Annotated in this window: 12 protein-coding genes; 6 read left to right on the plus strand and 6 right to left on the minus strand. The window is 38.1% G+C overall.

Annotated features, from left to right (window positions below):
• Nucleotides 1–89: 89 nt before the first annotated feature.
• The gene (locus ACO05G_RS02250) at nt 90–605 is read right to left on the minus strand and encodes a YdeI/OmpD-associated family protein (RefSeq protein ID WP_421764489.1); all 516 of its coding nucleotides are present in this window, start codon (nt 603–605) and stop codon (nt 90–92) included.
• 85 nt (nt 606–690) lie between these two features.
• On the opposite strand from ACO05G_RS02250, the gene ACO05G_RS02255 reads away from it, so the two are divergent.
• The 3 genes from ACO05G_RS02255 to ACO05G_RS02265 all read left to right on the plus strand — a co-directional run bounded on the left by ACO05G_RS02255 (nt 691) and on the right by ACO05G_RS02265 (nt 2829).
• Nucleotides 691–1047, plus strand: coding sequence for a BlaI/MecI/CopY family transcriptional regulator (locus ACO05G_RS02255; protein WP_421764490.1), 357 nt, complete (start codon nt 691–693; stop codon nt 1045–1047).
• Nucleotides 1044–1835, plus strand: a complete 792-nt coding sequence (locus tag ACO05G_RS02260) for a M56 family metallopeptidase (RefSeq protein WP_421764491.1) — start codon at nt 1044–1046, stop codon at nt 1833–1835. Before ACO05G_RS02255 ends, ACO05G_RS02260 begins: the two co-directional genes overlap by 4 nt.
• Nucleotides 1836–1974: 139 nt before the next feature.
• Entirely contained in the window at nt 1975–2829 is an 855-nt protein-coding gene (locus tag ACO05G_RS02265; RefSeq protein WP_421764492.1) for a hypothetical protein, read from the plus strand.
• Between the two features lies 1 nt (nt 2830).
• Here the strand turns inward: ACO05G_RS02265 and ACO05G_RS02270 are convergent, their stop codons facing one another.
• The 3 genes from ACO05G_RS02270 to ACO05G_RS02280 form a co-directional block, all read right to left on the minus strand.
• Nucleotides 2831–5971 carry a two-component regulator propeller domain-containing protein gene (locus ACO05G_RS02270; protein ID WP_421764493.1) on the minus strand — a complete coding sequence of 1047 codons (3141 nt, stop codon included), beginning with the start codon at nt 5969–5971 and terminating at the stop codon, nt 2831–2833.
• 96 nt (nt 5972–6067) lie between these two features.
• The gene (gene trhA / locus ACO05G_RS02275) at nt 6068–6700 is read right to left on the minus strand and encodes a PAQR family membrane homeostasis protein TrhA (RefSeq protein WP_421764494.1); all 633 of its coding nucleotides are present in this window, start codon (nt 6698–6700) and stop codon (nt 6068–6070) included.
• Between the two features lie 63 nt (nt 6701–6763).
• Entirely contained in the window at nt 6764–7612 is an 849-nt protein-coding gene (locus tag ACO05G_RS02280) for a TolB family protein (protein WP_421764495.1), read from the minus strand.
• Nucleotides 7613–7706: 94 nt separating this feature from the next.
• Between ACO05G_RS02280 and ACO05G_RS02285 the strand changes: the two genes are divergently transcribed.
• Both ACO05G_RS02285 and ACO05G_RS02290 read left to right on the plus strand, forming a co-directional pair.
• Nucleotides 7707–9323, plus strand: a complete 1617-nt coding sequence (locus ACO05G_RS02285) for an amidase (protein ID WP_421764496.1) — start codon at nt 7707–7709, stop codon at nt 9321–9323.
• Complete coding sequence (locus ACO05G_RS02290; protein WP_421764497.1) at nt 9320–9976, plus strand: hypothetical protein; 657 nt, start codon at nt 9320–9322, stop codon at nt 9974–9976. Before ACO05G_RS02285 ends, ACO05G_RS02290 begins: the two co-directional genes overlap by 4 nt.
• On the opposite strand, the gene aroA is transcribed toward ACO05G_RS02290, so the two are convergent.
• Nucleotides 9973–11196 carry a 3-phosphoshikimate 1-carboxyvinyltransferase gene (gene aroA, locus ACO05G_RS02295; RefSeq protein ID WP_421764498.1) on the minus strand — a complete coding sequence of 408 codons (1224 nt, stop codon included), beginning with the start codon at nt 11194–11196 and terminating at the stop codon, nt 9973–9975. The genes ACO05G_RS02290 and aroA overlap by 4 nt on opposite strands.
• A 68-nt stretch (nt 11197–11264) precedes the next feature.
• Between aroA and ACO05G_RS02300 the strand changes: the two genes are divergently transcribed.
• Nucleotides 11265–11420, plus strand: coding sequence for a hypothetical protein (locus ACO05G_RS02300; protein WP_348281263.1), 156 nt, complete (start codon nt 11265–11267; stop codon nt 11418–11420).
• Here ACO05G_RS02300 and aroB read toward each other — a convergent pair.
• Nucleotides 11409–12434, minus strand: a complete 1026-nt coding sequence (gene aroB, locus ACO05G_RS02305) for a 3-dehydroquinate synthase (RefSeq protein ID WP_421764499.1) — start codon at nt 12432–12434, stop codon at nt 11409–11411. The two genes, ACO05G_RS02300 and aroB, sit on opposite strands and share 12 nt — an antisense overlap.
• Nucleotides 12435–12486 lie beyond the last annotated feature (52 nt).

Raw genomic sequence — 12486 nt, forward strand, 5'->3', positions numbered from 1 at the left:
GATATATTGTAAAAGTATTTAATCGAATGGTTCTTGCGGCGAATTCAGATAATTTCTAACCAACGCTTAAATTTCGTTAAGCGCGCGAATTATCTTCGGTTGTTATACTCTTTTATCAACACATTCAATCTCTTAAAATCCAATTCACCTTTTGCTTCTTTTAAATGATGCATGATAGCCAAACCCTTCGACAATTGGCTATCTACATTCTTAACCTTTCCGACTATATGTATGAGGCTCCTCTGTTTTCCTTTGGTAAGGTGATGAAATAAGGAACTCCCTTCAGAATCTTGATCTAATAAAACCTGGAAGGATTCTGGTATCGGTATCCCGTATTCCGACTGATCCTTTTCTAATTTTACACTGACCTCATCACCCTCACTAAGTCCATTTTTTTTCATGAATTCTTTTTTCACATAGATGGAGTAGATGTCTCCCTTTGGCATTAAGGCACTATGAATAGGTGTTTGATTATTAATCGTACATATTATTCGCCTGTCATCACCAACAATGAATTTATCTCCAATTGATTTTGGAACAGCCAGATAATAACTCCACATATCGTACTCAAATTTTAATATCGGTCCTGTGAACTTTTCAATCATGACATAAGACTACTAAAACGGATTATTTAGTTTTATAACTGATTTATTAGTTTTATAACTGAAAAATTAGTTATATATTCACTTTATGGAACGACTTACCAGGGCAGAAGAGCCTATCATGAAAATTATATGGGATAAAGGAGATGTTTTCGTTAAGGAAATAGTGGAAGAACTAGCTGAGGAAACACCCTATAATACTGTTTCATCTCTTGTTAGAATTTTGGAAAATAAAGGTATGGTTGGACATAGGGCTTTCGGGCGTACTCATCAGTATTTTCCCGTTATTAGAAGAAGCGAATATCGGAAGCACATGCTAAAAAATATGATTACGGATTATTTCGATGGGTCCTACAAGGGACTTTTATCACAGATTTTAGAAGACGAGGAGGTTTCGGAGAAAGAGGTGAGTGAACTGAAAAAATTAATCAACAGTGAGCTATGAGAGAACTAATGACTTTTTTTATTGAGCTGTTGATTTCATCCTCTCTATTTTACCTGGGGTTTTTAATCATAAAGAATCATACGACTCCAACCTTTAAACGTTTCTATTTGGTTGCCTGGCTGGTATTTTCAGTATCATTTCCACTTATTTCTATTCAGTCAGATCAGTATCCAAGTGTGAGTATTAATCAGATTGTGATCGAAGCGTCTAACCGACCACAGCCTAATTTGGTATTGAAAGAATCCCAATCTTCTGAATCATCTCCTGATTTATCAGTAAATCAAAATGCTGCAGCAGTAGCGAATGATGCAAAAAACGAAATCGATTGGATTATGATCCTTCAAACAGGCTACTTAATTGTTGCCGGCTTTTTCATGGTAAGAATGATAATTGGTCTATTTCAAATTGTGATGCTAAAATCTGATTCAAAACCGGTAAAAGAAAATGGGTTGATCATCTATCAAGTCAACAACCCCAAATTTAAAGGAGCATCCTTTTTTGGATGGATTTTCATTGGTGAGTCAGCCCAACAGGAAAGGGAGATCATCATCTCTCATGAGGGAATACATGCGAAGCTTTGGCATAGCTTAGATATTCTTTTAAGTCATATCTATTGTTGTCTCTTTTGGATTAATCCGTTGAGCTGGGTTTTGAAGAGGGAAATTGGATTAAATACGGAGCTAGAAGCAGATCTTCATATTCTACAATCAGAAAACAGGGTTATACGCCCATACACTACTCTCTTTAGCTCACGGTTCTGCAGGTGCAAGGCTAATGAATCATTTTAGCACGTTTCATTTGAAATCTCGAATTGTTGCTCTAACCAAGACATTTAAGCATAAGCACTGGGTGTCTATATACACAGTGGTTACTATCGTGGCTTTGTTTTTTTTGATTAGCTGTGAACACGTTAATTCACCAGAAGTAATGAAAACACGAATGGATGAAGTGAAAACCATTACTACGAGATTCACAAGTCATCAGTCGGATACGCAGCAGAAGACGGGAAAAATAGTAGCTATAGCAAGTTTTTCTCCCGATGGAAACCTTGAAGAATTAGTAGAGCAAACGACTTATCCTTATGATCGAGAATTCGAAGTAAAAAAGACATTTTGGGAAGCCCCTGAAAGAACTGGAATACCCTTTGTAATGGATGGATTATCTCTTGGGGGTGCTGAGAAGAGCTTCCTATATGGGCACGATTGGCCAAGTGCATATTATAAACATCTCTATGCAAAAACTCAGTCAATTGATCTCCCGTGGCGAGAAGTTGTTTCGGTTGATAATGAAAATTTACCGGAAGAAATTCAAGTTACTCGTGAATATAATGATGATCATTTCATTGATTTTGGAATGCATGATATAACTAATTATTATGAGTATGAAGATGAAAAAGTAGTTCGTGTATTTTCTAAATCAGATTACCCTGAAATAAATGATTTGAATGATACCCAGAAAAAATTGCGAGAGGTTGTCAATAAGAATCTAAGCAAAGAAATGAAGGAAGTCCTAAATCGTGTAAGAGCTAATTCAGGTAAAAAGGGACTGGTATCTGAATATATCTATGATGGCGACCTTTTAATGAATATTATTTGGGGCGAAACAGAAAGAAGATTTTATTACGAGCACAACCTTTTGATAAAGTCGGAATATATTAAATCGGGAGAGATTATCAACACTCGCCTTCACTACTATAAGAATAGTCTAAAAGACAGAACAGAGATATTTAATAGATACAATGAGCCTGAGTATACCATTTCTTATGAATACGAGTTCTGGTAGGTTATTTCTTTAAAAGTGGCAGAGTGACTTTTGCTGTTGTTCCCTTACCCCATTCAGAGCTGTATTCCAGGGAACCACCGTGTTCATTGATAATAGCATAGGTTATAGATAGCCCCAATCCAGTTCCTTTACCTGGTTCTTTTGTACTGAAGAATGGTTCAGTGATCTTTTTTAGGTTTTCTGGTTTAATACCATGTCCCGAGTCAATGAATTCTATTGAAACGAATTTGTTTTCGATTGTAGTTCTGATCGTGATGGTTCCTTTTTTATCAATGGCCTGAATTGAATTGGTAATGATGTTGAGTAATGCCTGATGTAACTTTCCATTGTTCCCCTTGACTATCACTTTGCCATCTGTGAAGTCTTTGATGAGCTCAATACCATTCTTCAATCGATATCTTATCATTGTAAGACAATTTTCAATCAAATGATATATATCACACGGTTCAAGTTTTTTATCGGAAGAGTGACTGAATTCATTAAGGCTTAAGACTATAGTTGAAGCTCTGGATATTCCTTCCTTGATAGCACGCATTAACTCAAAGTACTCTTCTTTCTTTATTTTTTTACTTCGTTTAAGTGTCTGCTCCAATCCTTCAACACCGCCCTGGATAAAGTTTAGTGGGTTATTAATTTCATGAGCAACTCCAGCAGCCAGTATACCTAAAGAGGCCATTTTATCTGATTGGATCATCTGCTCTTGCGCACTTTTTAATTGTTTAATCGCTCCCTTTAATTCACGTTTTTGTTCCTCAAGTGCTTTTGTTCGTTGTGCTACAATCGATTCTAGTTTAAGATTATTCGCGGTTAAACTCCTGGTTCTCATCCAATAAATAAACAGTGCTATGACAATAATGGCCAGCGCCATTAATACTTTAGCCCAAATCGTTTGATACCAGGAAGCTTCAATTATGATTGTTTGATAGGTTATTGGAGTCGTAAAGCTATCATCCAATCCCGTCTGTAGTTGGAATTCATACTTGCCTGGAGCCAGGTTGGTATATAAGCCATTCCTATCATCAGATGCAATTACCCAATGATCATCAAACGGTTCCAGTTTGTATCTAAATTGTAGGAGGTCTGTTTGCGTATAGCTAATTCCGGTGAAATCTATTAAAAGTCTATTTGTTCGGGCAGGAATAATCACCTTGTCCTCCAGATTGATTCTATTATTATCAGCATAAATATTCTCTATTATTGTTTTTGGATTAAAGTTCGGTGTTTGAACTTCATCAGGGTTGAGGCATACGATTCCTCCAATAGTAGGAATCCAAAATCTACCTTGTGAGTCTGTGTGAGATAATACCGCGCCAAGACAATGGCTGTTTTTCATGCCATAACTTTTATCAAATTGTCTGACTTTAATTCGTTTCTCCGGACTATTTACTGCCTGCAATAAGTCTTCCTTTCTCACACAGAGAATGGCATTTTCTGAGGGCATCCAAATATGACCATTTTCATCTTCCAATACATCATAGACAATGTTGGACGGCATTCCATTTTCTGTATTAAAATTTACAATCTGACTATCACTATACCCGGTTAAGCCATCATTTGAGGCAATCCAAATGAATTCATCTGTCGATAAAGTAGAGAACATAAAGTTCGAGGGTAGTCCATCTTCTACGGTCACTGTTTTTTTCACCTTTCTATCTTCAAGGATGTTTAACCCACTTATTGTGCCCACAATGATATTCCCATTTTTATCTTCCTCGATCGATAAAATATAGTTTGAACTAAGTCCGTCACTGATGGAAATTTGCTCCCAATCTTCAAGGGATCTGTCAAACAATATGAGTCCAGCATTTTTGGTTCCTACCCAAATCGTGCCATTGCTATCTTGAAAAGTCAGTCGAGTGAAATTGTCGGGAAACCCATTCCGAGTAGTGAAATGTTTGCTATTTGGACCATCCAATACCACCAGGCCACCGTACGTGCTGATCCAAACTCTACCTCTATTATCAGTGAATAGGTTTTTTAGGCGCTCTGAGGGTATCGGAATGGGTGTTTTATAGCTAGTAATATCCATCCCCTTCAATTGATTGATTTCACCGTTTTCGTTACCTAGTAGAAATACATCTTTTTCTATTTCAGTCACGCTGCTGATGATATTTGTGGATAATCCATCGTTTTCAGTAAAACTTGTGATTGATCCATCCGAAAGGAAGAAAATGCCACTTCTGTAAGTACCTACCCACAAGTTGCCTTGTTGATCAAATAAAAGGTCTTTAACAATATTATTGGGCATCCCATTTTCCTCTGTAAGTGAGTCGAGGGTGGAAGTTGCTTGCTGATACCTAAACAATCCCCGCATGGTACCAATCCAAAGGGTTTGATCGTCTTTAATAAGCGTATTAATTGTTGTGCTTGACAATAACGGACTTTTTTCAATCTCTTCATTATCCAGTATGTAAAGACCCCTTCCGGTACCTAAATAAATTTTTTGAGTATCTGCATAAAGGGTGTTGATTCCATTAGCGTCTGATCCAAGATCGATTTTTCTTATACCAGAATCAGAATATACGATTAATTGAGAGTCGTCAGTGCCAAAATAGATATTGCCATCATTTCCTTCTACTATTGAAAGAATGGTACTGTTATTAACCCCAAATTCAGTTGTGAACTCCTGTAGCTTTTGATGGTCATATAAAAAGAGTTTATTGGATTTTGTACTAAACCACATATCACCACTCTTTGTAATCATGAGGTCTTCAACATTGAAGTTGGGGGCTCCTTCAAAAATATTAGGAGTGGTAAACTCACCATTATCATACTTCACTATTCCATTAAGAGTACCCGCCCATAATTCATTGTTTTTACCTATCTCTATCCGTAGTACATTCGATGAGGGTATGTTGCTATTTTGACTATTAAATACCGTAAAGTTCTTGCCATCAAATCGATGTAATCCGGTATAAGTTGATATCCATATGTATCCGTCACCAGTTTGAACCATCTCGCTTGCAGATTCGGATGTTAGCCCATCATCAGTATTCCAACTTCTCAGGACAAATTGACTTAATCGCTTATTTTCGTCAAGATTACTCTGAGCGGATATACTACCAAGTCCAATAAAAAATAGCCCAATAATTGAGATAGTAAATTTGAAATGTTTTTCCGAGCTATTTAAAAGGTAAATCATGCGGTAATATGAACAGATCAATATAGGAAAACCAGTTCGGATAATTAGTTCTATAAATCAGGTTTTTAGCCACATTCATCTAAAAAACGTGAGCAATCAGCAGTCAAGTATGTATTCATATATCATTATGAAATGACTTGCACTTCCTCCAAGAACAAAAAGATGAAAAATAGCATGGTTGAATGGGAGAGATCGGATACTATATAAAACAGCACCCATTGTGTAAAAAATACCACCTATAAGTAACCAAGTTAACCCCTCAGTACTCATTGTATTTAGCAGTGGCTTAATTGCAAAAATTGCGGTCCAACCCATAGCTATGTACATTATAGTAGATAATCTATCATACTTACCAGTGAAAAATAGTTTAAGAATAACACCACATATCCCAATCCCCCATATAATAACCAATAGCATGTGTCCGATGTTTTGTCCAAGCGTGATTAGGCACACAGGAGTATAGGTTCCGGCAATTAAAATATAAATGGCTGCATGATCGAATATTCTAAGTTTTGATCTTAACTGTGGATCTTTTGAAACGTGGTATAACGTCGAAGCTGTGTATAATAGAATTAGACTTATTCCAAAAATCGTAGCAGACAAGATCTCAATAAATCCATTTGCTTTTAGTGCTAAAAAAATTAATCCAATTAGCCCAAGGATTATACCTACCCCATGCGTTAAAACATTTAATCTTTCCTCTTTAGGTAGGTAGTGAGCTTCACTCATTTAATTTGTTTTTAAAAGATGTTTGTGTAGCCTGGTAGCTGGCGATTAAATAACACGACATGACTACTCTGCTGCAATTGCAAGTTTTTTACCGTCTGGAGAGACACTTAACCTTGTGATAGAGGAGATGCCAAGCCTACTCAGAGCAGCAAATTTTTGCCATTCAGATCCTTCTTTCCAGACAAATAGTTCATTTCCTGATGCCATTAATATTTCTCCATTAGGTGTCCAGCAATAATCCTCAGAACCCTCTAAAACAGCAGTCAATGTCTCTGACTTTTCTGAATGTGGATCCATAGATTTTATGACCCATGGTGACGAAGTTTTATCTACAAAGCTAAATGATGATGTTCCAGGGATTTTATGCAATGATCTTCCAATGTTGTTACCTAGAATGCGCGCTTTTTGAGTATTCACATTAATGATTTGCAGTGTTGCCGGATCGCCAAGCACAAATGCTACTAATTCATTTGAATTGATCCAAGCATGATACCCGATTTTCAAATCTTTGACGAGTACTTCATTGTCCCCGTCAAATTTATACGCATATAATAATTGTAAGCCTGTTGTATCAAGTCGAATACTTGATATACGCCCATCAGGCATTGGAGTAGGGGAATACTCACTTCCTTGCTTAGTGTCAGTAATAACTAATGTATTTCTGGAATCAAAATAGTATCGTGCAATATCGGTTTGGCCATTGATAGTTCTGGCATAGATCATAGATTCTCCATCAACCCAAAATGAGGGTTGATTGTCATACCCTTCGTTATTTGAAATATTTTCAGTCTTTTCAATGAGCAACCCCTCTGCTGACCTTCTGAGGTTCATAACATAGATGTCAGTATCTGGTTGAGCATTAGAAAAATGGCAAGTTAAAATGGCTATTAATGTTAAGGTTAATTCTTTCATGACAAGGTTTTACGTTTAGCTGGTTTGATTCTGATCCTTCAAAGGTTAAATTTAGTTCTTCAACTAAAGACTAACCTCCCTTAATAAATTTAATATGAAACGAAGAAATTTCATTCAACTCAGTGCAATTACGGGTGCAATTCCTTTTTTAGGTTTAAAAGCTTGTGCTACTCCGTCAAATGAGACAAACAATAATAACGATGAGGAACAAGCCTTTGAGTTGGAAGAGTGGACTGCATCACAGCTGCAAGAAGCGATGGAATCTCGCACATACACCTCTCGCCAAATTTGTGAATTATATCTGGCTAGAATAGCGGCAAAGGATCAGTCAGATGGAGGCCTTAATAGTGTAATAGAGGTAAACCCGGATGCATTACAGATAGCTGATGATCTGGATAGAGAGCGAGGTGAGGGGAGTGTCAGAGGTCCATTACATGGCATCCCTGTTATGATCAAAGATAATATTGATACCGGGGATAAAATGATGACCACAGCTGGTTCCATGGCGTTAGCAGGATCAACAGCACCAGACGATGCATTTATTATCAAGAAACTCAGGGAAGCCGGGGCAGTACTTTTGGGTAAAACAAATCTAAGTGAGTGGGCCAATTTCAGATCTTTTCGATCATCGAGCGGCTGGAGTGGAAGAGGAAGACAAACCAGGAATCCCTACGCACTTGACCGTAACCCCTGCGGATCCAGTGCAGGTTCTGGAGCTGCCGTTTCGGGTAATATGTGTGCACTCACTATAGGCACTGAGACAAACGGGTCAATTGTTTGTCCATCCTCGGCAAACGGTGTGGTGGGTATAAAACCTACGGTTGGTTTATGGAGTCGGAACGGAATAATTCCCATATCAGAGACGCAGGATACCGCAGGGCCAATGGGAAGGACAGTAGCGGATGCAGCTGCCTTATTAGGGGCTTGCGTGGGGCTTGATGAGGCCGATAGAGTGACTTATGAAAGTGAAGGAAATTTTCAAACGGACTACACCAAATTTTTAGACGTAGATGGACTAAAAGGGAAAAGAATTGGGGTGTTAGATGGTGTGATAGGTTATCACGAAGCAGTTGATGAGATCATGGAGCGAGCATTTGAAGCGATGGAGGCGCAAGGGGCGACTTTGATTAAAGACATTCGCGTTAGCGAAAATGGCGCATATGGCAACTCAGGATTGGAATTATTGCTTTATGAATTTAAGGATGGCTTAAATAAGTATCTCGCCTCACGGCCGGATGCAAGAGTTAAAAATCTGGCAGATGTCATACAATTCAATAAGGACAATGCCGATGTGGAGATGCCGTACTTCCCACAGGGAATTTTAGAAAGAGCAGAAATAAAAGGCCCTCTAAGCGATAACGAATACAAGGAGCACCTGAAAGTGGTTACTGAGGTTTCTAGAAATGGAATTGATAAGGCTCTTGAAGAAAATAATTTAGATGCAATTATCGGAGTAACAGGAGGACCTGCCTGGCCTATAGATGTTATCAATGGCGACCATTTTGGTACTGGGAGCTCTACTCCAGCTGCCCGTTCCGGCTACCCCAATATTACAGTTCCGGCAGGTTACGTCCACGGACTCCCTGTGGGAATGTCTATTTTCTCAGGAAAATATCAAGAACCTAAACTTATTAGTATTGCGTATGCGTTTGAGCAAGCAACAATGGTGAGAAAAGCACCAAAATTATTACCAACTTTGAATCTGGTATGATAAAGGCAATATTGAAGTTTCTGGGAATAGGCTTAGTTACATTATTAATAATAGGTGTTCTGGTATATCTATTTGTAGACGAGTCTGTGCCAAATGGCACCCGAGGGCAAGGGGCTGAGGAGTTAGCTGATGAAATGCTTAAAGCATTAAATAAACAAGGATTCGATAGTTTATCTACTATCAAGTTTACCTATCCGGGAGGTCATAATTATGTTTGGAATAAAGAAGAAAATACCGTTCAGGTTGCGTGGGGAGAAAGTGACGTGTTTCTTAATCTAAATGAACCCATCGAAGAATTTAGTTCTTTGCAATATGAGGCCTATGAATATTTTATCAACGATTCTTTCTGGCTGATTGCTCCATTCAAGGTTCGAGATAATGGAGTAGTTCGATCGACCGTAAAGGTTGATGGCGGCAGAGGTCTATTGGTTACTTATACGACAGGTGGGGTCACTCCGGGAGATAGTTACCTGTGGATTATTGATGAGAGTGGCTTCCCAAAGGCCTGGAAACTTTGGACATCTAATGTGCCGCTAGGCGGACTTAAAATTGGTTGGGGAGGCTGGGTAGAAAAAGAAGGTGTATGGTTTTCTGTTTTTCATCCAAGCATGATTATTGATTTAGAGATAACCGGCTTGGAGGTGAGCTACTAACCTGTAATCGTTACGCCAATTTTCTTTACTTCCTCCCAAAACCCAGGATATGATTTTTCAACTACCATCGGATCATTGATGGTCACATCCATTAACATGCTTAGTGGAGCAAATGCCATGGCCATTCGATGATCTTCATAGGTTTCAATTTCCACTGATTTCGGGAGTTCAGCAGTTGGTGTTAAAGTCCATTGGTCATTGTTTTCTTCAAGTGTAGATCCAATCTTTTTCAATTCGTTCCGCATGGCAGAAATCCGATCCGTTTCTTTTATTTTGAGACTTTCAAGTCCTGTCATTTCAAGGGTAATGCCTTTTGCAGCAGCTGTAACCATAACCGTTTGTGCCAGGTCCGGGCAATTTCTAAAGTTGAGGCTAAGGCTTCTCTTAATTTCATTTCGTTTTAATAATTTCACTTTTCCGGATTCAAAATGAGAGGCAATCCCCATTTGATACATGATATGAGAAATCTCCTGGTCACCCTGAGTTGAATAATTTCGTATCCCGGGCAAATTTAAATGCCCTTTTTTTTCAGATAGCGAAAGGAAACTATACCAATAACTCGCTCCAGACCAATCACCCTCAATGGCATAACTAGTTGGTAGGTATTTCTGACTTTTCACGGTAATGATTTTACCTTCAAAGGTTGTTTCTACATCAAAAGCTTGCATTAAGTCCAGCGTCATCTGGATATATGGACGACTATAAATTTCAGTGGTAAGTTCAATGGTCAATCCATTTTCCAGGCATGGAGCGATCATAAGCAATGCACTTATATACTGGCTGCTAATATTTCCTGGAATAGCGATATGATCTTTTAATTGATTTTTGACTACACTAATCTTAAGTGGAGGATATCCGTCATTTTCTAAATAATCTACTGTAGCACCAATCTCCCTTAATGAATCTACCAATGGACCAATAGGTCGCTTTTTCATTCGATCGGTTCCAGTAATGGTGGCCTCCTCTCCTTTGATTGCCAGATAGGCAGTTAGAAAGCGCATTGTCGTTCCTGCATCTTTAACGTCATACACTTGATGTCGTTCACCCAATAGCTTTAGCATCGTTTGTGTATCTCTGGCTTTTGAGAGATTCTGAATATTGGAAGGTTTCCCGCCCGCTAGCGCATTGATTATAAGCGCTCTGTTACTTTCACTTTTAGAAGATTCGAGTGCTACAGTCCCTTTTAATCTAGAATTATATCTTTTTAATCGATATTTCAATTTTTGGCAGGTTTTTTGACAAACATATTCCAACTATTCGCGTTGCTAAGATGTCAATAAATTATAATATGTCAAGATCAAAAACTATAGGAACAATCTTCGCCTCTATCGCCTTGGGAGCTCTTACCTTTTTTCTAAGTACACCAAAAAAAGTGGTGAAAAAGAAAGAACAGCAAACAGCACAAGACGATCCAAGTAGCGATAAAGAAGATTTATTTATCTAAGACTTTCTTCAAGATAGTATCTGAAATTAGCACGTCATATGTGCAGGACCCTATTTTAGATAGCAGTGAGAGTCTAAAACCTTCTTTGTCGTTCTTTTTATCCTGCGTTAGAAATTTTTCAATCAATTTGTAAGCTGGCCATTCTGATGGTAAATCATATATTTTTCTAATATATTCTTCCACCACTTTGTTTATTTCAGGCTTTAGAATCTCCATTTCAACAGCAATTTGGTTTTCCAAAATCATCCCCAGCGCTACTGCTTCTCCATGCAACAATGGATTAGAAGTTGTCAGAAAATAGGTTTCTAAGGCATGACCGATGGTATGGCCATAGTTAAGTATTTTTCTTTTGCCTTTTTCCTTAGGGTCTTCCTGAACCACTTTATTTTTTATTGCAATTGATTTTGGAATGATTTCATTCCAGTCAAGAGTTTTAAATTCTTTGCTTAGAAGATATTCCCACTGAAGTGGATCTTGAATTAGGGCGTGTTTAATGATTTCTGCAAATCCTGATTTTAACTCCCTTTGCGGAAGTGTATTAAGAAAAGTAGGATCCACCAATACCTTGTCTGGTTCCTGAAACAAACCAATGTGATTTTTGAGGCCCTTAAAGTCAATTCCTAATTTACCCCCAATGCTGGCATCTACCTGAGATAGAAGCGTTGTAGGAATATTAATAAAGGCCATTCCTCTTTTGAAAGTAGCAGCAACGAATCCGCCCATATCTCCAATAACCCCGCCTCCCAGATTTAGAAGTACACTTTGTCGGGTAAATCCAGCAGTTGTAAGCTCATCCCAAATATGTGAACAAGTTTCCAGTGTCTTATTGACTTCCCCACTTCCTATTTCTATAATCGCATCATAATTGATATCTATTAAATGTAGGCAATGTTTGCGGGTATTCTCATCGACCAAAATTCCAATTTTATCAGGATTAATGCGCTTAATCGTCGCAATTAGGTCGCTGGAAATATTGGTAGAAATGGAAAGGTAAGTGGGTAGATTTTCAGACATTTATTTAAACAGATAATGGTGTGAATCTGTTAGCTATCTTTGCACACCGATT

This window comes from Ekhidna sp. (assembly GCF_965227465.1).
In the GTDB taxonomy this organism is placed as follows: Bacteria; Bacteroidota; Bacteroidia; order Cytophagales; family Cyclobacteriaceae; genus Ekhidna.